The sequence below is a fragment of the Rhizobium sp. RM genome (assembly GCF_013390595.1).
Taxonomy (GTDB): Bacteria; Pseudomonadota; Alphaproteobacteria; order Rhizobiales; family Rhizobiaceae; genus Agrobacterium.
The window spans coordinates 58,737-80,139 of the sequence record NZ_JACAWV010000002.1 but is presented as its reverse complement, the minus strand read 5'-3'; the positions used below and the strand labels follow the sequence as shown (position 1 = coordinate 80,139).

Here is a 21,403-nt window from a genome sequence, read left to right as displayed (position 1 = left end):
TGGATTATTGGGGACAACTGAAGATGTGATTGCGGTTCGACAAGCAGGCACGTGACGGGCGCGCAATGTTGCAACATTGTCATTGACTGCCACGCCCTCTGACGCCAAACCCACAGTTTGAAGACGCAATGCACAGGGAGATCGCGCAAGACCATGAACGACGCTGCAAGGAAGATCACCCCCGCGCAAACCGCGGAAGCGCATTATCGCGAAGCTCCGAACAACATCGAAGCCGAACAGGCGCTGCTTGGCGCGATCCTCGTCAACAACGATGCCTATTATCGTGTCTCGGACTTCCTGAAGCCGGTCCATCTTTACGAGCCTCTGCACCGCAAGATTTTTGAAGTTGCCGGCGACATCATCCGCATGGGCAAGACCGCCAACCCGGTGACGATCAAGACCTTCCTGCCTGCGGAAGACAGGATCGGCGACATGACGGTGGCGCAATATCTCGCCCGCCTCGCCGCAGAAGCCGTGTCGATCATCAACGCCGAAGACTATGGCCGGGCGATCTACGATCTGGCACTACGCCGCGCGCTGATCCAGATCGGCGAAGACGTGGTCAATATCGCCTATGACGCGCCGCTCGACATGCCGCCGCAGGCACAGATCGAAGACACCGAACGCCGTCTGTTCGAACTTGCCGAAACCGGCCGTTACGACGGCGGCTTCCAGTCGTTCAACGACGCAGTTGCGCTGGCAATCGACATGGCCGGCGCCGCCTTCGAGCGCGATGGCAATCTATCAGGCATTTCGACCGGTATTCATTCGCTTGATGGCCGCATGGGTGGCCTGCAGCGCTCGGACTTGATCGTTCTCGCAGGTCGTCCGGGTATGGGTAAGACCTCGCTTGCGACCAACATTGCCTACAATATTGCTGCGGCATACGAGCAGGAGGTACAGCCGGACGGTTCGTTCAAGGCCAAGAATGGCGGCGTCGTCGGCTTCTACTCGCTCGAAATGTCGTCCGAACAGCTCGCCACGCGTATCATTTCCGAGCAGACGGAAGTGTCGTCTTCGAAAATCCGTCGTGGTGACATTACCGAGGCCGACTTCGAAAAGCTGGTTGCCTGCAGCCAGATGATGCAGAAGGTGCCGCTCTATATCGACCAGACCGGTGGTATTTCCATCGCCCAGCTTTCGGCCCGCGCGCGTCGTCTCAAGCGTCAGCGCGGCCTTGACGTTCTGGTGGTCGACTACGTTCAGCTTATGACCGGCTCCGGCAAGAGCGGCGAAAACCGCGTGCAGGAAATCACCCAGATCACCACGGGTCTGAAGGCGCTGGGCAAGGAACTGAACGTTCCGATCATTGCCCTGTCACAGCTCTCCCGTGCGGTGGAAAGCCGTGAAGACAAACGTCCTCAGCTTTCCGACCTTCGCGAATCCGGCTCGATCGAGCAGGACGCCGACGTGGTGCTGTTCGTGTTCCGTGAGGAATATTACGTCAAGAACATGGAGCCACGCGATCCGGCCGATCCGAAATACGCGGAATGGGAAGCCCTGTTCGACAAGGTGAAGGGCACGGCCGACGTCATCATCGCCAAGCAGCGTCACGGACCTACCGGCACCGTGAAGCTGGCGTTCCAGTCGGAATTCACCCGCTTCACCGATCTGGCCGACCCATCCTTCAGTCAGTACGAAGAACATTGATCCCAAAAACCGCCCCGCCTTTCCAGAAGTGCGGGGCGGAATCTTTTCAAGGGCTTGGTGGGTTTCGCTTACAATCCGATTCCGCGCAGTATCGCCACCGTGACCACCCCGGCACAGGCTGCTGGCAGCAATGACAGGCGCAATGCGGCGATGGCTGTTACGGCGCAGGCGATGGTTTCGGCGACACCGCTTGTCAGCGCTGTCGGTGTGACAACGGCCATCAACACGGCGGGTGGAACGGCACCCAGCGCCTTTTTCATGCGCGGCGTCAGCTCCATGTAACTGACGAGGATGAGGCCGCCAAAGCGGGTCGCAACTGTTGCCACCATCATGGCGAGGATCGTCAGGAGCGTGTTCCAGTCAAGTGTCATGCGGGTTGCTCCGCGTCCTGCGGACACGCGAAAGCCGCCGCTGCCAACCCAGCCAGAGCACCGGCTGCAATATACCATGCGCCTGGAACATATTTATGCGTCACGAAGGCCGCCGTTGCGCTGGCAAGCAAAACCAGGCCGGTCTCCCTTCCCTTCCAGAAGCCCATCAGCAACACGATGAAGACGGCCGGAAAGGCGAAATCCAGACCGATAACCGACATGTCGCCAACAACAGCGCCCAACAAGGCGCCCGCCAGGGTCGACATATTCCAGACCAGGTAGATCGACAGGGCCGCGCCGGCGAAAAAGGCGGGCGTCAAGCGGCGCGCCATGACCCGGAATTCGGCAAGCGCCCAGGATTCATCGGTCAGAACCAGCATGGCAGCGTATTTTCGCAAGCCGGTGAATTCCTCCAGTTTTCCGGCAATCGAAGCGCTCATCAGCACATGCCGCAGATTGACGAGCAAGGCGGCAAAACCAAGTGCCGTCCAGTTGGCGGGATGCGTCCACAGATCCATCGCCACGAATTGCGAACCACCGGCGAAAACCAGCAGCGACATTAGCGACGCTTCCAGCGGAGACAAACCTTTCGAAACGGCAACCGCACCGAACACCGCGCCAATCGGCACCATGGCAACCAGCAAGGGAGCAGCAGCTTTCAGCCCGTCGCCAAATTCTCCGGTTTTCTTTTTGTCAGACATGGCGTCCTCCCTTTCAGGAGATTGCCTCTATTCCTCCAAACCGGCCGCGTATTGAACGAAAGTGACATGGGTGGCCGCTGGGACCAACCTTCAGGCAGCGCGGAACTGCCCAGGTGTCACACCAGTGCGCGCCTTGAAATGGCGGGTAAAATGCGCCTGGTCGGCAAACCCGCAAAGCGCAGCGACATCTGCGAGGCTCTCCCTGCCCCGCAGCAGCTTCCTCGCCTTTCGAACACGAATATCCGTGAGAAAGGCATGAGGCGTGATGTAAAACTGCTTGCGGAATGCCCGAATGAGATGCGCTCGGCTGAGACCGGCGACCGCTGCCAGTTCCTCAAGGCCAATATCGGTTTCATAATTGTCGGCAAGATAGTCCCGCGCTCGGTAAACCGCCGTCCGTTCACGTGTTTCCACGGGCAGGATCATGGCACCGCCATGTCTGCGAAAGAGCTCAGCCAGCACCGAGAACATGCCCTCATCCGCCTCCAGCGCGCCGGAGCGTCTTTCCAGGCGGCGATGCGCAACCTGAAAAGCCGCCGCCATCTGCGGGTCATAAGGCAGGAAGCTGGGGAAATAGGGCGTCCCGTGAAAAGCTCTGCCGGTGACGTCTTCCAGTACAGCCCGCAACAGCCCCATATCCGGATAGATCATTCGATAGCGATAACCTCCACCACCGGGAGCGCCATCGTGGATTTCACCGGGGTTGATCAGGTAAAGGTGCCCCGGCCCCGTCTGCTCGGTCGTGCCTTGAATGGTGGAAATCTGCGAGCCGCTTTCGATGGCACCGATTGAAAAGGTCTCATGTGCATGCGGCGAATATTCGTGTGTCAGAAATGTCGCGCTCAGGCATTCCATATCGTCGAATCGACCATCGCGCCAAAAGCGCGTGGTTTCCGCCGCAGCGAGCGGCATGACATCGATGGCCTGTTCCTGCGAGACATTGTCCATGTACGGGTTTTACTCCAATCGCCCGCCACCGTCTTGAACAAAAGTGCTGGGGCTCCAGCGGGCTCCCTATCCCATTGAATCCATGTAACGCGCCCTTCGAAAATCGATTCCGATTTCCGGGCTGATGCTGTAGGGTCGCGCCGGTTCCAACCAACCCGGACGCATGGCATGACAGACGAGCTCGACACGACCTTTACCGACACGGATACCGACGCATTCGACTATGCGCCGCTGAGGCTGACCATCGATCTCGGCGCGCTGGCGGATAACTGGCGCGACATGAAAAGGCGGTCCGGCAAGGCGCGCACGGCAGCCGTCGTCAAGGCTGACGCTTACGGCCTCGGCATCGAGGATTGCGGTTCAACGCTATACCACGCCGGTGCACGCGACTTCTTCGTGGCAACGGTCGCCGAAGGCGCAACGCTGCGCTCATACACGCCGGAGGCCCGCATCTTCGTGCTGTCAGGTATCTGGCCGGGCCAGGAACGCCAGGTTTTCGACAATGATCTCGTGCCCGTCATCGCGTCTGAAGAGCAGCTTTCCTTCTGGATGGGAACTGTTGCGGAACGCGGCGAACACCCTTGCGCCCTGCATATCGATACCGGTTTCAACCGGCTTGGCCTGCCGCTTGACGATGCGCTGTCTCTCGCCAGCGATGTGACACGTCCGGCCAGTTTCGATCCGGTTCTGGTGCTGTCCCACCTCGCCTGTGGCGATACCCCTTCCGCGCCGATGAACAAGGTGCAGCTCGAATCATTCCGGCAGGTTAGCGCCGCTTTCGAAGGTATCGAATCAAGCCTCTCCGCATCGGCCGGTATCTTTCTCGGGCCGGACTATCACTTCGATCTCACCCGCCCCGGCATTGCCGTCTACGGTGGCGAAGCCGTCAACGGCGTCAAAAATCCAATGCGCCCGGTCGCGAAAGCCGAAGCGCGCATCATCCAGATCCGCGAAGCGGGCGAAGGCCAGACAGTCAGCTATGGCGGCACTTTCCTGCTGAAGCGCGCCAGCCGTCTTGCGATTGCCTCGGTCGGCTATGCGGACGGTTATCAGCGTTCGCTTTCCGGCTCAGGGATTCCGCTGCGTAAAATGGGCCATGGTGGCGCCTATGGCGTCATCAATGGCCACAAGGCGCCGGTGGCCGGACGTGTGACGATGGACCTCACCATCTTCGATGTGACCGACATTCCCGAGAATGCTGTGCGCGCGGGCGACTATATCGAGCTTTTCGGCCCGAACGTGCCTGTCGACGAGGTCGCACATGCCGCCGGGACGATCGGCTACGAACTGCTGACCGGGCTCGGATTGCGTTATGAACGGCAATATCTGGTTGACGAGGACTGACGCTGTCCATGACAGCGCAGGCTTGCAAATTCTCCGGCAGGCGTTTATCGGAGAACAAAGTTCCGCATTTGTTCTAACGATACCGCTTATCACCGCGCAGGAGAATTGCCCGTAATATGGCCAAAGCCAAGACCCAATTCGTGTGCCAGAACTGCGGCACGGTTCACACCCGCTGGGCGGGTAAATGCGACGGTTGCGGTGGGTGGAACACCATTGTCGAAGAAGATCCGATGGGTGGCATCGGCTCGGGGCCCGGCAAAATGCCAAAGAAGGGCAAGCCTGTCACCCTCACCTCCCTGTCCGGCGAAATCGAGGAAGCGCCGCGCATTCCAACCGGCATCAGCGAGCTTGACCGGGCGACCGGTGGCGGGTTCGTACGCGGTTCGGCGGTGCTGATCGGCGGTGATCCCGGCATCGGCAAATCGACGCTTCTGATGCAGGCCGCCGCAGCCCTTTCGCGTCGTAACCATCGCATCATCTACGTATCGGGCGAAGAAGCCGTTGCGCAGGTTCGGTTGCGTGCGCAGCGTCTTGGTGCGGCTGAGACGGACGTGCTGCTGGCTGCGGAAACCAATGTCGAGGACATCCTGGCGACGATTTCCGAAGGCAAGCGGCCCGATCTCGTGATCATCGATTCCATTCAGACACTTTGGAGCGATACCGCCGATTCTGCACCCGGCACCGTGACCCAGGTTCGCACCGGCGTTCAGGCGATGATTCGGTTCGCCAAGCAGACGGGCACCACAATGGTTCTCGTCGGCCATGTTACCAAGGAAGGCCAGATCGCCGGTCCGCGCGTGGTCGAACATATGGTCGATGCTGTTCTCTACTTTGAAGGCGATCGCGGTCATCACTACCGAATCCTTCGTACCGTGAAGAACCGCTTTGGCCCGACAGACGAGATCGGCGTGTTCGAGATGTCGGATCGCGGTCTGCGGGAAGTTTCGAACCCGTCGGAACTCTTCCTTGGCGAACGCAATGAGAAATCTCCGGGCGCTGCCGTCTTTGCCGGAATTGAAGGGACACGCCCGGTGCTGGTGGAGGTGCAGGCACTGGTCGCGCCGACTTCGCTCGGCACGCCGCGACGTGCCGTCGTCGGCTGGGATTCGTCGCGCCTTGCCATGATTCTGGCCGTTCTTGAGGCTCATTGTGGCGTCAAGCTTGGTCAGCACGATGTCTATCTCAATGTCGCGGGCGGCTACCGGATATCGGAGCCCGCCGCCGACATGGCCATCGCATCTGCACTGGTTTCATCCCTCGCCGGTCTTGCCCTGCCTGCCGATTGCGTCTATTTCGGCGAAATCAGCCTGTCTGGCGCGGTTCGACCTGTTGCACACACGGTCCAAAGATTGAAAGAAGCGGAGAAACTCGGGTTCCCCGCCGCACTTCTGCCTTCCGCTTCGGCTGAATTGGCAAAAGGCGCCAAGGGGCGCTGGACGGAAATTGAAAGCCTGCCCGACCTTGTGGCGCGCATCGCCGGTTCGGGTAACCGGTTCAAGCAGGCTGAGGACGACGAATATTGATCCTTTCGCCCGGCAGAACAGTGGTGTAAGAGGATCGCAAAATTGGCAAGGCAGCGCCTGACAAGGCGTCGCACCTCCGGAGTTGGTATATGCCCATTACAATTTTCGACGGCATCGTTATCGCCGTTGTTCTTTTCTCCGCTATTCTTGCAATGGTGCGCGGTTTTTCCCGGGAAATCCTGTCCATCGCGAGCTGGGCCGGCTCGGTTGCAGCGGCTTATTATCTCTACCCGGTCGTGTTGCCTTATGCGCGCAACTACACCGATGACGACAAGATCGCCATCGCCGGCTCTGCAGCCGTCGTCTTTCTCGTGGCGCTGATCGTTATTTCCTTCATCACCTCGCGGATTGCCGATTTCATCATCGACAGCCGCATCGGTGCACTCGACCGCACGCTGGGCTTCCTGTTCGGTGCGGCACGCGGCCTTCTTCTGCTGGTCGTCGCCGTTGCCTTCTGGAACTGGCTGGTTGACGTGAAGACACAGCCCGAATGGGTCACGCAGGCCAAGTCCAAGCCGTTCCTGGATGGGCTGGTCGGCAAGCTGGAAGCCGTTCTGCCTGAGGACATCGAGCCGCAGATCCGCGCTCGCATCCTCGGAAAGCAGCAGGAACCGGCTTCGGCACAGACGCCGGCCGAAGATGTGCCGGCAACAAATCCACCGGCTACAAATAATTGACACAGTGTCGCGCCTTGCAATGCATGCAAGGCGCGCTATTTGTGCTAAATATCTAGCACGACAACAGACAGACCGCCCCGGAGACATGCTCGCCGGACAGGTCTTTCTTTTTTTGGTAAGAGAGCAAGGGCAAGCCGAATGATTGAGCCGCTTTCGCATTCCACGTTCAACGAAGAGATCGACGGCGATACGCTGCATGAAGAATGCGGTGTGTTCGGCATTCTCGGGCATCCCGATGCCTCGACCCTGACAGCGCTTGGTCTGCACGCTTTGCAGCATCGTGGTCAGGAAGCTGCCGGTATAGTCTCCTTCGATGGCAAGCGTTTCCATCAGGAACGCCATATGGGCCTGGTCGGCGATCACTATACCGATCCCGCAACTCTTGCCCGTCTGCCCGGTTCGATGGCCATCGGCCACACCCGTTATTCCACCACCGGCGAAGTAGCGATGCGCAACGTGCAGCCGCTGTTTGCCGAACTGGAAGAAGGCGGCATCTCGATTGCCCATAACGGCAACTTCACCAACGGCCTGACGCTTCGCCGCCAGATCATCGCCACCGGCGCCATCTGTCAGTCTACTTCGGACACCGAAGTCGTTCTGCATCTGATTGCCCGTTCGCGCCACAGCTCGACAGCCGACCGCTTCATCGACGCCATCCGTCAGATGGAAGGCGGTTATTCGATGCTGGCCATGACCCGCACGAAGCTGATTGCCGCACGCGATCCAATCGGCATTCGTCCCCTCGTCATGGGTGAACTCGACGGCAAGCCGATCTTCTGCTCAGAGACCTGCGCTCTCGACATCATCGGTGCGAAATTCGTTCGTGACGTTGAAAACGGCGAAGTCATCATCTGCGAAATCCAGCCTGACGGCTCGATTACCATCGACGCCCGCAAGCCCACGAAGCCGCAGCCCGAGCGTCTTTGCCTGTTCGAATACGTCTATTTCGCCCGTCCCGACTCCGTCGTTGGTGGCCGCAACGTCTATACGACGCGCAAGAACATGGGCATCAACCTTGCCAAGGAAGCGCCGCTCGAAGCAGACGTCGTTGTTCCGGTTCCCGATGGCGGCACACCCGCAGCGCTCGGTTTTGCGCAGCAGAGCGGCATTCCGTTTGAATACGGCATCATCCGCAACCACTATGTCGGCCGCACATTCATCGAGCCGACGCAGCAGATTCGCGCCTTCGGCGTGAAGCTCAAGCACTCTGCCAACCGGGCAATGATCGAAGGCAAGCGCGTCGTTCTGGTGGACGATTCCATCGTGCGCGGCACCACTTCGGTCAAGATCGTGCAGATGATCCGCGAAGCTGGCGCAAAGGAAGTTCATATCCGCGTTGCCAGCCCGATGATCTTCCATCCGGACTTCTACGGCATCGATACGCCGGACGCCGACAAGCTTCTGGCCAACCAGTATGCCGACGTTGACGCCATGGCGAAATTCATCGGCGTCGATTCGTTGGCTTTCCTGTCGATCGACGGCCTCTACCGTGCTGTTGGTGGCGAAGATCGTAATCCGGCCCGCCCGCAGTTCACCGACCATTACTTCACCGGTGACTATCCGACGCGCCTTCTCGACAAGAACGGCGAGTCGCTCGGCAGCAAGATTTCCGTGCTGGCCAGCAACGGCTGATATTCCAGACCAATCAGCGGCCACCGTACTCGGTGGCCGCTTTTTTGTTGCCTGCGATGAGGATGATCGCATGCGACGTTTTGATCGCTTGCGGCAGCAGGCCGCCGCTTCGTAAAAGACGTGCAATTCAATCGGGGGGAGACATCATGACCATGGACCTTAACGGCAAGATCGCGCTTGTGACCGGTGCATCACGCGGCATCGGCTATTTCACCGCGCTGGAGCTTGCCAAGGCCGGCGCCCATGTCATCGCCTGCGCCCGCACGGTCGGTGGGCTTGAAGAACTCGATGATGCTATCAAGGCCGTAGGCGGCACAGCCACACTTGTGCCCTTCGATCTTGCCGACATGAACGCCATCGATGCACTCGGTGCCAATATCTACGAACGCTGGGGCAAACTCGATATTCTGGTTGCCAATGCCGGTGTTCTCGGGGTCATCTCGCCGGTCGGACATATCGAGGCCAAGGTCTTTGAAAAGGTCATGACAATCAATGTCACCGCAACCTGGCGCCTGATCCGTTCGGTCGAACCGCTGCTGCTCAAATCCGATGCTGGCCGTGCGCTGATCCTGTCATCCGGGGCCGCGCATTCCTGTCGCCCCTTCTGGGGTGTTTATTCCACCTCAAAAGCTGCCGTCGAAGCACTTACCCGCACTTGGGCGGCCGAAACGCAGAACACGCCGCTTCGCGTCAACAGCATCAATCCAGGTGCGACCCGCACGGCCATGCGCGCGCAGGCCATGCCTGGCGAAGATCCTGCTACAGTGCCGCACCCTTCCGAGGTGGCTGCCGCCATTCTGCCACTGGCGTCTCCTGAACTGAAGGAAACCGGCAAGCTGTTCGTCGTCAGAGACGGAAAATTCGCGGACTATCGGCAGCCGGAATAAAATATTCCGGCGGTCAGCCAAGCTGGTGACGATACCCTTGACCGAAGATTGCCGCCGCGCCATAACGCAAGTCATGAAAACGACGATCTGCACCTGCTGCTGAAACATTTTTGCTGGCTTGATGGCCGGCCAGATCGTTTTCGTCTCAAAAACGCTGAAGACAAACGCTCCGGCCCGGCAAGTGATACCGGTTACGAGGAGACATGCATGTCCGCGCGCCTGAAGCTTTATAATACGCTGACCCGCGAAAAGGCGGAGTTTACGCCGATCGACGCAAACAATGTGCGCATGTATGTCTGCGGACCAACCGTCTACGATTTCGCCCATATCGGCAACGCGCGACCCGTCATCGTCTTCGACGTTCTCTACCGGGCGCTGCGGCATGTTTATGGCGAGAGCCAGGTTACCTATGCCCGCAACATCACCGACGTCGACGACAAGATCAACGCACGGGCGCTGCGCGACTACCCTCACCTGCCGCTGAACGACGCGATCCATGCTGTCACCGAAAAGACTGCGAAGCAGTTCCATGACGATGTCGCCTCGCTCGGCTGCCTTGAGCCCAGTGTCGAACCACGCGCCACTGACAACATTCCGCAGATGGTCGATATCATCGAAAAGCTGATCGAACGTGGTCACGCCTATGTGGCAAGCGGGGAAGTTCTTTTCGATACGAAGTCGATGGCCGACTATGGCCAGCTTTCCAAGCGCCCCCTGGATGAGCAGCAGGCAGGTGCGCGCATTGCCGTCGATGTTCACAAGAAGAACCCCGGCGATTTCGTACTCTGGAAGCTTTCCAGCGATAACGAACCCGGCTGGGAAAGCCCGTGGGGTCGCGGCCGTCCGGGCTGGCATATCGAGTGCTCTGCAATGTCCGGCCGCTATCTCGGCGAGGTCTTCGACATTCACGGCGGCGGGCTCGACCTGATCTTCCCGCACCATGAAAACGAAATCGCCCAGTCGCGTTGCGCCCACGGCACGCATGTCATGGCAAATGTCTGGATGCACAATGGTTTCGTGCAGGTGGAAGGCCGCAAGATGTCGAAGTCCGAAGGCAACTTCGTGACGATCTACGAATTGCTGCACACCGACAAGTTCGGCGGCCGCCAATGGCCGGGCGACGTGCTGCGCCTTGCGATGCTGATGACCCATTACCGCGAACCCATCGATTTTTCCGTCAAACGACTGGAAGAAGCTGAACGTCTGCTGGCAAAATGGCCGGCTGCAGAAGCCAGCGATGCGGCGCCAGACAGCACTGTTCTCGACGCGCTTGCCGACGACCTCAACACGGTTGCTGCCGTGCAGGCACTGCATGCGCTGGCACAGTCTGCCCATAACGACCCCGCCAGGCTTGCCGTTTTTGCCGCCAGTGCCGCGTTGCTCGGCGTTCTACCGAAGAAGGCAGAGGTGGACGAGGCCATTGCGGCTGCGGTCGATTCTCTCGTCGAGATGCGTCTTGAAATGCTGAAGGCAAAGAATTTCGCCGAAGCGGACCGTATTCGCGACGAACTTTCTGCCAAGGGCATCCAGCTCAAGGACGGCAAGGACAAGGAGACGGGCGAGCGCACGACGAGCTGGGAGATGAAGCGGTAACGCGCTTGCGAAGCTTCCTCCCGCCAACTAGGCTGGCCGAACAGGCCGGGGGTAGTGGCGAGAGGAGGACCGACCATGACTGTCTATACCGGCGGGTGCCAGTGCGGGGCCGTGCGTTTTCGCGCTGACGGCGATCTCAGCGACAGTTCCATCTGCCATTGCCGTATGTGCCAGAAGGCTTTCGGCGCTTATTACGCGCCTCTCGTTTCCGTTCGCAAGGCCGATTTCCGCTGGACGCGGGGAGAACCGAAACGTTTTCAGTCCTCCAGCGTGGTCAAACGCGGTTTCTGCGCCGATTGTGGCACACCCTTGACCTATGAAGCACCGGATGGTGTCGCCGTGGCGGCTGGCGCCTTCGATGATCCGGCGCTGTTCCCGCCCACGCTGCAATATGGCACGGAAGCAAAAATCGCTTTTGTCGATCATCTCCCGGAATTGCCTGGCCATGATACGCCTGATGATTTCGAGGCGGTTCCATTTCTCGCCGATCTCGTTTCCTATCAGCACCCCGATCACGACACTGAAAACTGGCCCCCGGAGAAAAAGTCATGAGCGACAGCGGATTTTCCGGTGGCTGCCAGTGTGGCGCCGTTCGTTTTCATGCCGGCAAGATTGGCCGACCTTCGATCTGCCATTGCCGCATGTGCCAGAAACATTTCGGCAACTTCTTCGGCGCGCTGGTGACCGCCGATCAGGCACATCTGACCTGGACACGCGGTCAGCCTTCACTGTTCCGGTCTTCCAAGAAAATCCATCGCGGCTTCTGCAACAAATGCGGCACGCCTCTGACCTATCACTATCCCGGCGGGGTGGAGATCGCCATCGGCGCTTTCGATCATCCGGAGCAGGTTGAACCACAGGTCCAGGTGAATGTGCACATGCGCATGCCGTGGATCGACCATCTGTTTCACAAACCAGCCATTGAACAGAGTGTCGACGAGTCGGAGATCATGTCCTATCAACATCCCGACCACGACACCGCCGAATGGCCGCCAAAAGGTGATGGAGAATGACGTCCGAGACGCATTTTTCCGGTGGATGCCAGTGCGGCGCGGTGCGTTACCGGGCAACGGGCGGCCTCGCCTACCCCCATGTCTGCCATTGCCGCATGTGTCAGAAAGCGGCCGGCAACTATTTCATGCCGCTGGCGGCAAGCCTGAGAAAGAACTTCACCCTGACAAGAGGCGAAGCCAGCTGGTTTCAGTCTTCCGATCAGGTGCGGCGTGGCTTTTGCAGCCAATGCGGCACACCGTTGTTCTACCATATGCCGGAAGCCGACTTCATCAACATCACGCTTGGCTCACTCGATGAGCCGGATCGGGTGAGGCCCGAAGCGCAGTCGAATACCAGCCATAAAATGCGCTGGTTCCGTGACCTTGATGGGCTGCCGCTCGAGCCGCAACCGGCTGACGGACAAGAATTGCCGCGAACGAACAAACGACAGCATCCCGACCACGACACATCTGTCTGGCCACCAGAGGACATTAGAGAATGACGACGGAATTGCGCAGCTTCTACCCGCAGATCGAGCCCTACGAAACCGGAATGCTCGATGTTGGCGACGGTCACGCGATCTATTGGGAGCGCGTTGGAACACCGGGCGCAAAACCGGCCGTCTTTCTTCACGGCGGCCCAGGCGGCGGCGTCAACCCTACGCATCGGCGCGTCTTCGACCCCGCTCTTTATGACGTCCTCCTGTTTGACCAGCGCGGTTGCGGCCGCTCGACACCTCATGCCGAACTGAATGCAAACACCACATGGCATCTGGTAGCGGATATGGAGAAACTGCGCATCCAGTGCGGTTTCGAACAATGGCTCGTCTTCGGTGGCTCGTGGGGTTCAACGCTGGCGCTTGCTTATGCAGAGACCCATCCGCAGCATGTCAGTGAACTTGTCCTGCGCGGCATCTACACCGTCACCCGCCCGGAACTCGACTGGTATTATCAGTTCGGCGTCTCGGAAATGTATCCGGATCGCTGGGAACAGTTCATCGCACCCATTCCTGAGGCGGAACGTGCAGACATGATGGCAGCCTATAATCGCTATCTGACCGGAACTGACGAAGCCAAGAAACTGGAATGCGCCAAGGCGTGGAGCCAGTGGGAAGGTGCGACCATCGCACTCGTCACAGATCCCGAGCGCGTTGATGACTTTGGCGAAGACAAATATGCCATCGCCTTCGCACGCATCGAAAACCATTTCTTCGTCAACGGCGGCTGGCTGGAAGATGGTCAGTTGTTGCGAAATGCCGGCAAGCTCAAAGACATTCCCGGTGTGATCATTCATGGCCGTTACGACATGCCCTGCCCGCTAAAATACGCCTGGCAGCTTTCCAAAGCATGGCCGAAGGCGGATTTTCACATCATTGAGGCCGCTGGTCACGCCTTGAGCGAACCCGGCATTCTCGATCAACTGATCCGCGCAACGGACCGTTTTGCCGGAAAAGCCTGAGTCCTTTCCGCACCTTGGTACGGTTCGATGAGAAACAGATTCATCGTTCCGCACCACAGGTTTGGCCAATTTAACGGCAAGGCGCCACTTCTTCGTGCAGTTTTTCTCATGAACGCTTCACGGAAATGAATTGGCACTTGCCGTGCTCCTCCGTTATTAAGGAGCATCCGAACAGTTGGCGGTACTCCCATGGCACTCGATAAATCCCTTCCGACCGAACAGGGCGGCGACAGCGCACGTGGTTTTGCGTTTGCACTCTCCGCTTATCTGTTGTGGGGCTTCCTTCCCCTCTACATGAAAGCCGTGGCGCATATTCCGCCGGTGGAAGTAATCGTCCATCGCGTTATCTGGTCGGTGCCGATTGCCGCTGCAGTTCTTATTGCAATCGGACGTACCGCCGAAATCCGAACGGCGCTGAAAAACCCGAAAATGCTGGCCATGGCGAGCCTGACCGCGGCGCTGATCAGCGTCAACTGGGGCATCTATATCTGGGCCATCGGCGCAGGACGCGCGCTCGATGCGGCGCTTGGTTATTTCATCAATCCGCTCTTCAGCATCTTCCTCGGCGCAGTGCTGCTGAAAGAACGTCTCTATCGCGGCCAGATTGCCGCCATCGTGCTGGCCGTTCTGGGCGTCGCGTTGCTGACCTGGCATGCGGGTAGCCTGCCTTGGGTTTCGATCGCGCTCACCGTTTCATGGGGCTTCTACGCCTTTTTTCGCAAGACGTTGCCGATCGGACCGACGCAGGGCTTTCTTCTGGAAGTCATGCTGCTGTCCGTGCCCTGCGTGGTCCTGATGGCCTATTTTGCCTTTACTGGCCAGGCGCACTTCATGGCCGGTAACGCCATGGATACCTGGCTTTTGATCGCCAGCGGCCTCATCACCGCCGTTCCGCTCATTCTCTACGGTAACGGTGCCAAGCTGCTGCGGCTCTCCACCATCGGCATCATGCAGTATATCGCACCGACGATCATTTTCCTGATCGCCATCCTGATATTCAAGGAACCGTTCGATATGGTGCGAATGGGAGCATTCTCGCTGATCTGGTCGGCGCTGGTGATCTACACCGCCTCCAGCCTTATGCGCCTGAAGAAGTCGTAACCCGCCTCGTTCAGAGGCGGGATATCACCGAAGGATCGCCTTCCGGGTTCTGCTGTGCCAGCGCCCGGTCGAGGATCGCGGGCACGATGCCACTCACCTCGTCAACGACGAGCGGGTTGAGCAGATGCGCGCGGTGGATGAAGCCCTGATCGCGCATGTGGCGAACCAGTTCCAGCATCGGGTCCCAGAAACCATTGATGTTGGCAAAGACCATCGGCTTGGCGTGACGGCCAAGCTGAGCCCAGGTCATGATCTCAACGATCTCTTCGAGCGTACCTATGCCGCCCGGCAGAGTGACGAAGGCGTCAGACCGCTCGAACATCATGTGCTTGCGCTCATGCATGTCCTTGGTGATCACAAGCTCGTTCAATTGTCCGAGAGAATGGCGTGTTGCCTCCATGTCGACGAGAAATTCCGGTATGATGCCGGTTACCTCGCCGCCGTTCGAGAGAACGCCAGCAGCGACCGCTCCCATGATGCCCTTGGTGCCACCGCCATAGACGAGGCGAATGCCGTTTTCGGCAATCGATTTCCCAAGGGCACGGCCCGCTTCCATGTAAGCCGGGTCACGACCAGGCTGGGAGCCGCAATAAACGCAGATGGATCGAATCGTATTTTGTTTGTCCGTCATGCAACGAGGGAACAATGCCGAATGCGACACGTCAAGAAAATTTGGGAAATCCTTTGTGAATATAGCCTTTTGGCATTGTGACGCTTGTATGGCGCAAAGTAAGACGCTAGCACTCTCAAAGCATCTATAAAGGCTGAATACCCGGAGATTCCAGGATGAAGAAATACAAGGCCGGTTTGCTGGCGCTGATCGTGTTGGCCGTTGCGAGCCTGCTCATGATCTTTTTCGTCCTTCCGCGTATCGGCAACGATGGAAATTCCATTGGCGATGCCATCAACGAAGCCGGTAACGCGGTGAAAAACAGCGTTGAAATGGGCAGCGACAAGGCTGGCGATATCCTCTCCGACGCCGCAACGGAAACCGCAAATGTGGCCGAGAAGGTTGGGCGTTTGGCGGCCTCCGCCACGCAGTCGATCAAGGACCTGACCGCGCAATTCGCCGACGGCAAGGTTCCGTCCGACGCCGACTTCGCCGCTGCGCGAAAGAAGGTCGAAGCGTCGCTCAAGGAACTGAGCGAAATCGACATTCCCGAAACACTGGACGAAAATACATCCAGGCTCATCACCACGGCTCGTGCTGCTGCTGAGCGCACCACCGCGTTCCTGCGCGATCTGCCGGAAAGCGCCTCTGCTGCCGCTGCCCACATCCGTCGTCTGGCCGGTGTGTTCGCCGGAACGGACAATGGTGCGGCGGAGCCGGCAAAACCTGCCGAACCTGCAGCGGATGCCGCACAGCTTCCCACTTTTGATGTGCTGCGCGTCGAGCCGGATGGATCGGCCGTTGTTGCAGGCAAGGCTCAGCCCGGCGCGAAGCTCGAAATTCTGAACGGTGAAAAGGTCATTGCCCAGACCACCATCGACGCGACCGGCGACTTCGCCGCCGTCTTCGACAATCCGCTGCCGCCTGGCGACCACCAGTTGACGTTGCGCACAACCGACGCCGCCGGAAAGGTTACACAGTCTGAGGAAGTCGCGACCATTTCCGTTCCAGATGGCTCCAAGGGCGAATTGCTTGCCATGGTGACGAAGCCTGGCGAACCGAGCCGTGTTCTGGCCATGCCGGAAGCAGCGCCCAACGCCGCACCGCAGACCCCGCCCGCAGCCGACAGCGCCACCCCCGCCGCAGTGACCACGCCCCAAAACCCTGTGGCTCCAGCAACACCGGCTGCACCAGCCGTCGCTGCAAGCGTGCAGGTCTCCGCTGTCGAGTTTGAGGGTTCCAAGATTTTCGTCGCCGGTTCGGCGCCTGCAGGTGCGACTGTTCGTGCGCTCGTCGACGATAAACAGATCGGCCAGAGCACCACCGAACAGTCTGGACATTTCGTGATCGAGGGCGATGTCGAACTTTCTGTTGGAAGCCACACCATTACTGTCGAAGAACTCGACGCAACCGGAGCTGTCAAGGTTCGCGTCCGCGTTCCATTTGAACGTCCAGGTGCCGATCAGGCAACGGTGGCAATGCAGACGCCCGCTGCCTCTTCCGTTCCGGCGGCAGGTGCGGTGCCAGCCGAAAACCAGAGCACTGCGAGCGACCGAGTGGCGTTCGAAAATCTTCGCACCGGCGTTTCCAAGGCATTCGGCATTCTGAGCAACCTTTATCAGAACGGCAACAAGCCGGCGCTCGATGAAGCTGTCGCGGCACGCTCTGCTGTCGTCATTGCGCTGCGATCGCTGTCCGAATTCCGGACTGCGGCGACAACCGATGCTGGCTTTACAGCCTTCGTGAACGATGTCGTTGCAAAGGCCCGCACTTTGCTTGCATCCGTCGAAGCACTGCCGAGAGACGTCGACGCGATCGGCAAGGGCATTGCATCGCTCGGAAGCCATCTGGCTGAACTGCACATTTCCGCACCGGCAGCGCCCGCAGCACCGGCCGGCCCGCAGACCTTCGAACAGGCACCTCTCGCCCAGAGCGAAAACAGCGTCATCATCAGACGCGGCGATACGCTGTGGCAGATTTCTCGCCGGCTCTACGGTCAGGGTGTGCGTTACACTACGATCTATCTTGCTAACCAGGACCAGATCAAAAACCCTGACCTGATCGAGCCCGGCCAGATTTTCGGTGTGCCGGAAACGGCCCTGCCCAATTCCGAGGAACTGCACCGGAAGCGGCTCAAGGGCGGCTCCTGACGCGCAAACATTGCGAACAACAGGGAATATTCCTATCTGACAAACGGCGGCTTCCCCAAAAAGCCGCCGTCCTGCTGTCGGCATTCCGGCAGAGTGCGGAGTGAAACATGACAGTGCAGAAAAAGACCATATCAGCGGATTCCAGCAATCCGACACAGACCCTCGTCAATCTATGGCCCTATATGTGGCCTGAAGGTCGTATGGACCTGAAGATGCGGGTGGTCTGGGCGACCGTGTTTCTGGTCGTCGCCAAGCTGGTTCTGATCTCGGTCCCCTACTTTTTCAAATGGGCAACCGATGCGCTGAATGGCAAGCTGGATATGGCCGGCCTTCTGCCAGCGCTGCTGCTTGGCGCCGTCGCGCTTGTCATTGCTTACAATCTGACGCGGATCATCCAGGTCGGTCTGAACCAGCTTAGAGATTCACTCTTCGCCAGCGTCGGCCAGCACGCCGTACGCCAGCTTGCCTACAAGACCTTCGTGCACATGCACCAGCTCTCCTTGCGCTTCCATCTCGAGCGCAAGACCGGTGGTCTCTCGCGCATCATTGAACGCGGAACGAAGGGGATCGAAACGATCGTTCGTTTCACCATTCTCAACTCCGCACCGACCTTCATCGAATTCCTGCTGACGGCCATCATCTTCTGGGTAACCTACGGCTTCACCTATGTTCTGGTGACCGTTGTTACCGTCTGGGCCTATATCTGGTTCACCGTGAAGGCGAGTGACTGGCGTATCTCCATCCGCCGCACGATGAACAACAGCGATACCGAGGCTAATACCAAAGCGATCGACTCGCTGCTGAATTTCGAGACCGTCAAATATTTCGGCAATGAAACCATGGAAGCGCAGCGTTTCGATGCTGCCATGGCCCGCTATGAAAAATCCGCTATCTCGATCTGGACATCGCTCGGCTGGCTGAACTTCGGCCAGGGTGTCATCTTCGGCCTTGGCTCGACGGTGATGATGGTCATGTCAGCACTTGCCGTGCAGCGCGGCGAACAGACAATCGGTGACTTCGTGTTCATCAACGCCCTGTTGCTGCAGCTCTCCGTACCGTTGAACTTCATCGGTTTCGTCTATCGCGAAATCCGTCAGGGACTGACGGATATCGAGCAGATGTTCGACCTGCTCGAAGTCGAGGCCGAGGTCGTCGACAAGCCGGACGCCGTGGATCTGAAAACCGGTCCGGGCGCGATTTCCTTCCGTGATGTCCACTTTGCCTATGATCCGGAACGGCCGATCCTGAAGGGCGTCTCCTTCGACGTGCCGGCCGGCAAGACGGTCGCTATCGTTGGCCCGTCAGGCGCAGGAAAATCGACCATTTCCCGTCTGCTCTACCGTTTCTACGATATCCAGCAGGGTGAGATCACCATCGACGGCATGGATGTGCGCGATGTGACGCAGAAGAGCCTGCGCTCCGTGATCGGCATGGTTCCGCAGGACACTGTGCTGTTCAACGACACGCTTGCTTACAATATTCGTTATGGTCGCCCCTCGGCAAATGACGAAGATCTGACGGCTGCGGCGAATGCCGCCCAGATCAGCGCTTTCATCGGCAAATTGCCTGACGGTTACGACACCATGGTCGGCGAACGCGGCCTGAAACTTTCCGGTGGCGAGAAACAGCGTGTTGCCATCGCTCGCACCATCCTGAAGGCACCACCGATCCTCATTCTCGACGAGGCAACTTCAGCGCTCGATACCCACACCGAGCAGGAAATTCAGAGCGCGCTGGATATCGTCTCGAAAAACCGCACCACACTGGTCATCGCCCACCGGCTATCGACCGTAATCGGCGCAGATGAGATCATCGTTCTGAAAGAAGGCAACATTGCCGAGCGCGGCAATCACGCCACCTTGATGGCGGCCGGTGGCCTCTATGCCTCGATGTGGAGCCGTCAGCGCGAAGCGATCCAGGCAGAGGAACGGCTGCGGCAGGTGCGCGAGACGGACGATCTTGGTGTCGTCGATCGAGGTGAACCCGCGCATTGACGGGCATAAACTACGGCCGACGACCGGAATCCATTGCCGGGCGCGATGTTTGGCTGTAACCAGCTATGCAAGATTTGTCGCATCCCGCAACAGATGAGGTCGCATTGCGGCAACCTGTACGGGCGGCAAACGAAAATTGGAGCAAGGAATCTTATGAATCTGTTCGACACCATTCGCAACACCATCGTGCCGATCCACAAAGAAGGCTACGTTTTTGTCGCTGCCTTCTTCGTCGCCTCGCTGGTGCTCGGCTGGATAGCCGAACCGCTGTTCTGGGTCGGCCTCGTGCTGACGGCCTGGTGCGCTTACTTCTTCCGTGATCCCGAGCGTGTGACGCCGCAAGATGACGACCTGATCATCAGCCCGGCCGATGGCAAGGTTTCGGCAATCCAGACCGTCGTTCCGCCGCTTGAGCTGGAACTCGGCAAGGAACCGATGGTGCGCATTTCGGTGTTCATGAACGTTTTCAATTGCCACGTGAACCGCTCGCCGGTGCGCGGCCGTATCGTCAATGTCGCTTACCGTCCAGGCCTCTTCCTGAACGCGGAAGTCGACAAGGCGTCGGAAGACAACGAGCGCAACGGCCTGGTGATTGAGACCTCGCATGGCAAGGTCGGCGTCGTGCAGATCGCCGGCATGGTTGCCCGCCGCATCGTATGCTGGGTAAAACCGAATGAACCAGTCGACGCCGGTGAGCGTTTCGGTCTTATCCGCTTCGGTTCGCGCCTCGACATTTTCCTCCCCGAAGGCTTCCAGGCGCGCGTCGCCGTCGGTCAGACGGCCATTGCAGGGGAAACCGTGCTTGCCGAATTCGGTTCTGACAAAGGCCCGACGATCAGCCGTCGCGGCTGACGTAAACAGGAAGGGCATGGTAATGGAAACGCCGGCATCGCAGCCACTGCAGAACGAAAAACATGATGCGAGAAACGACAGCGGCCGCGGTCCGCGGTTGCGGGAAATACCCCTTCGGCTCGTCGTTCCCAATCTCATCACGGTTCTGGCCATCTGCGCTGGTCTGAGCGGCGTTCGCCTTGCCTTTGAAGGCCGCTTCGAACTTGCCGTCGGCATGGTGCTGCTGGCCGCATTTCTCGATGGGATCGACGGCCGCATTGCGCGGATGATGAAGGCGACCTCGAAGTTCGGCGAGCAGATGGACTCGCTTGCCGACATCGTCAACTTCGGTGTCGCCCCTGCCCTGGTGGTTTATGCCTATCTGCTCGATCAGGCACGCTCATTCGGCTGGATCGCCGCGCTGATCTATGTGATCGCCGCCGGTCTGCGCCTTGCCCGCTTCAATGTCATGATCGAACGCGCCGTGAAGGCGCCCTGGCAGGCAGAGTTTTTCGTCGGCGTGCCCGCACCTATGGGTGCTATGCTCGTGCTACTGCCCGTCTATCTCGGCTTCCTCGGCGTAGAGCCAGACAAGACATTCGCCTATATCGCTGCAGCTTACACGGTCTTGATCGGCTATTTCCTCATCAGCCGCCTTCCTGTCTGGTCCGGCAAGGCAAGCCGCATTCGCCGCGATCTGGTGCTGCCGATGATCCTCGTCGTCGTGCTTTATGTGGCCATGCTGATGAGCTTTACCTGGGAAGTGCTGGTTCTGACGGTCGCCGCCTATCTCGTCTTCATTCCTTTCAGCGCCCGCCTGTGGCACCGCCGTTACGGCACGCTGACGATCGAGGAAGACGGCCATAGCGAAGCGGATGGCGGCGACGGTCTCGATCGCGGCATCTGACCCACAATCAACGGCTTTCCACGCGTCGTTTTC

At 59.0% G+C, this 21,403-nt stretch carries 20 protein-coding genes; 16 read left to right on the top strand and 4 right to left on the bottom strand.

Annotated features, from left to right (window positions below; all coding sequences use genetic code 11):
• Positions 1-153 precede the first annotated feature (153 nt).
• Entirely contained in the window at positions 154-1,650 is a 1,497-nt protein-coding gene (locus HWX89_RS00460) for a replicative DNA helicase (protein ID WP_138795716.1), read from the top strand.
• Positions 1,651-1,718: 68 nt separating this feature from the next.
• On the opposite strand, the gene HWX89_RS00455 is transcribed toward HWX89_RS00460, so the two are convergent.
• The 3 genes from HWX89_RS00455 to HWX89_RS00445 all read right to left on the bottom strand — a co-directional run bounded on the left by HWX89_RS00455 (position 1,719) and on the right by HWX89_RS00445 (position 3,670).
• Positions 1,719-2,021, bottom strand: a complete 303-nt coding sequence (locus HWX89_RS00455) for an AzlD family protein (RefSeq protein ID WP_138795717.1) — start codon at positions 2,019-2,021, stop codon at positions 1,719-1,721.
• Positions 2,018-2,722, bottom strand: a complete 705-nt coding sequence (locus HWX89_RS00450; RefSeq protein WP_138795718.1) for an AzlC family ABC transporter permease — start codon at positions 2,720-2,722, stop codon at positions 2,018-2,020. The genes HWX89_RS00455 and HWX89_RS00450 overlap by 4 nt, the downstream gene beginning before the upstream one ends.
• Before the next feature lie 90 nt (positions 2,723-2,812).
• Positions 2,813-3,670 (bottom strand): AraC family transcriptional regulator, encoded by an 858-nt coding sequence (locus HWX89_RS00445; protein WP_178340569.1) that lies wholly within the window; start codon positions 3,668-3,670, stop codon positions 2,813-2,815.
• A gap of 168 nt (positions 3,671-3,838) precedes the next feature.
• Here HWX89_RS00445 and alr point away from each other — a divergent pair, with 168 nt between their 5' ends.
• The 11 genes from alr (at position 3,839) to rarD (ending at position 14,878) form a co-directional block, all read left to right on the top strand.
• Positions 3,839-5,014 carry an alanine racemase gene (gene alr, locus HWX89_RS00440; protein WP_138795719.1) on the top strand — a complete coding sequence of 392 codons (1,176 nt, stop codon included), beginning with the start codon at positions 3,839-3,841 and terminating at the stop codon, positions 5,012-5,014.
• Between the two features lie 116 nt (positions 5,015-5,130).
• Positions 5,131-6,537, top strand: coding sequence for a DNA repair protein RadA (gene radA / locus HWX89_RS00435; protein WP_138795720.1), 1,407 nt, complete (start codon positions 5,131-5,133; stop codon positions 6,535-6,537).
• 89 nt (positions 6,538-6,626) lie between these two features.
• Positions 6,627-7,214, top strand: coding sequence for a CvpA family protein (locus HWX89_RS00430; protein ID WP_138795721.1), 588 nt, complete (start codon positions 6,627-6,629; stop codon positions 7,212-7,214).
• A 138-nt stretch (positions 7,215-7,352) separates the two neighbouring features.
• Positions 7,353-8,846: an amidophosphoribosyltransferase gene (gene purF / locus HWX89_RS00425; RefSeq protein ID WP_138795722.1), complete on the top strand. Its 1,494-nt coding sequence runs from the start codon at positions 7,353-7,355 to the stop codon at positions 8,844-8,846.
• Positions 8,847-8,992: 146 nt separating this feature from the next.
• Positions 8,993-9,733: an SDR family NAD(P)-dependent oxidoreductase gene (locus HWX89_RS00420; RefSeq protein WP_138795723.1), complete on the top strand. Its 741-nt coding sequence runs from the start codon at positions 8,993-8,995 to the stop codon at positions 9,731-9,733.
• Between the two features lie 207 nt (positions 9,734-9,940).
• Positions 9,941-11,326 carry a cysteine--tRNA ligase gene (cysS, locus tag HWX89_RS00415; RefSeq protein WP_138795724.1) on the top strand — a complete coding sequence of 462 codons (1,386 nt, stop codon included), beginning with the start codon at positions 9,941-9,943 and terminating at the stop codon, positions 11,324-11,326.
• 75 nt (positions 11,327-11,401) lie between these two features.
• Positions 11,402-11,878 (top strand): GFA family protein, encoded by a 477-nt coding sequence (locus tag HWX89_RS00410; protein WP_138795725.1) that lies wholly within the window; start codon positions 11,402-11,404, stop codon positions 11,876-11,878.
• Positions 11,875-12,339, top strand: coding sequence for a GFA family protein (locus HWX89_RS00405; RefSeq protein WP_138795726.1), 465 nt, complete (start codon positions 11,875-11,877; stop codon positions 12,337-12,339). The genes HWX89_RS00410 and HWX89_RS00405 overlap by 4 nt, the downstream gene beginning before the upstream one ends.
• A complete protein-coding gene (locus tag HWX89_RS00400; protein ID WP_138795727.1) occupies positions 12,336-12,821 on the top strand; it encodes a GFA family protein in 486 nt (161 codons plus the stop codon). The genes HWX89_RS00405 and HWX89_RS00400 overlap by 4 nt, the downstream gene beginning before the upstream one ends.
• The gene (gene pip / locus HWX89_RS00395) at positions 12,818-13,777 is read left to right on the top strand and encodes a prolyl aminopeptidase (protein ID WP_138795728.1); all 960 of its coding nucleotides are present in this window, start codon (positions 12,818-12,820) and stop codon (positions 13,775-13,777) included. Before HWX89_RS00400 ends, pip begins: the two co-directional genes overlap by 4 nt.
• Positions 13,778-13,966: 189 nt before the next feature.
• Positions 13,967-14,878 carry an EamA family transporter RarD gene (gene rarD / locus HWX89_RS00390; protein WP_138795729.1) on the top strand — a complete coding sequence of 304 codons (912 nt, stop codon included), beginning with the start codon at positions 13,967-13,969 and terminating at the stop codon, positions 14,876-14,878.
• Positions 14,879-14,888: 10 nt separating this feature from the next.
• Here rarD and HWX89_RS00385 read toward each other — a convergent pair whose 3' ends face one another.
• On the bottom strand, positions 14,889-15,509 hold the full coding sequence (locus HWX89_RS00385; RefSeq protein WP_178340568.1) for an LOG family protein: 621 nt from the start codon (positions 15,507-15,509) through the stop codon (positions 14,889-14,891).
• Between the two features lie 155 nt (positions 15,510-15,664).
• On the opposite strand from HWX89_RS00385, the gene HWX89_RS00380 reads away from it, so the two are divergent.
• The 4 genes from HWX89_RS00380 to pssA all read left to right on the top strand — a co-directional run bounded on the left by HWX89_RS00380 (position 15,665) and on the right by pssA (position 21,370).
• Complete coding sequence (locus tag HWX89_RS00380) at positions 15,665-17,638, top strand: LysM peptidoglycan-binding domain-containing protein (protein ID WP_138795731.1); 1,974 nt, start codon at positions 15,665-15,667, stop codon at positions 17,636-17,638.
• Positions 17,639-17,745: 107 nt separating this feature from the next.
• Positions 17,746-19,632: an ABCB family ABC transporter ATP-binding protein/permease gene (locus HWX89_RS00375; protein WP_138795732.1), complete on the top strand. Its 1,887-nt coding sequence runs from the start codon at positions 17,746-17,748 to the stop codon at positions 19,630-19,632.
• A 153-nt stretch (positions 19,633-19,785) separates the two neighbouring features.
• Positions 19,786-20,484 (top strand): phosphatidylserine decarboxylase, encoded by a 699-nt coding sequence (locus HWX89_RS00370; RefSeq protein WP_138795733.1) that lies wholly within the window; start codon positions 19,786-19,788, stop codon positions 20,482-20,484.
• A gap of 22 nt (positions 20,485-20,506) precedes the next feature.
• The gene (gene pssA, locus HWX89_RS00365) at positions 20,507-21,370 is read left to right on the top strand and encodes a CDP-diacylglycerol--serine O-phosphatidyltransferase (RefSeq protein ID WP_138795734.1); all 864 of its coding nucleotides are present in this window, start codon (positions 20,507-20,509) and stop codon (positions 21,368-21,370) included.
• Positions 21,371-21,403 lie beyond the last annotated feature (33 nt).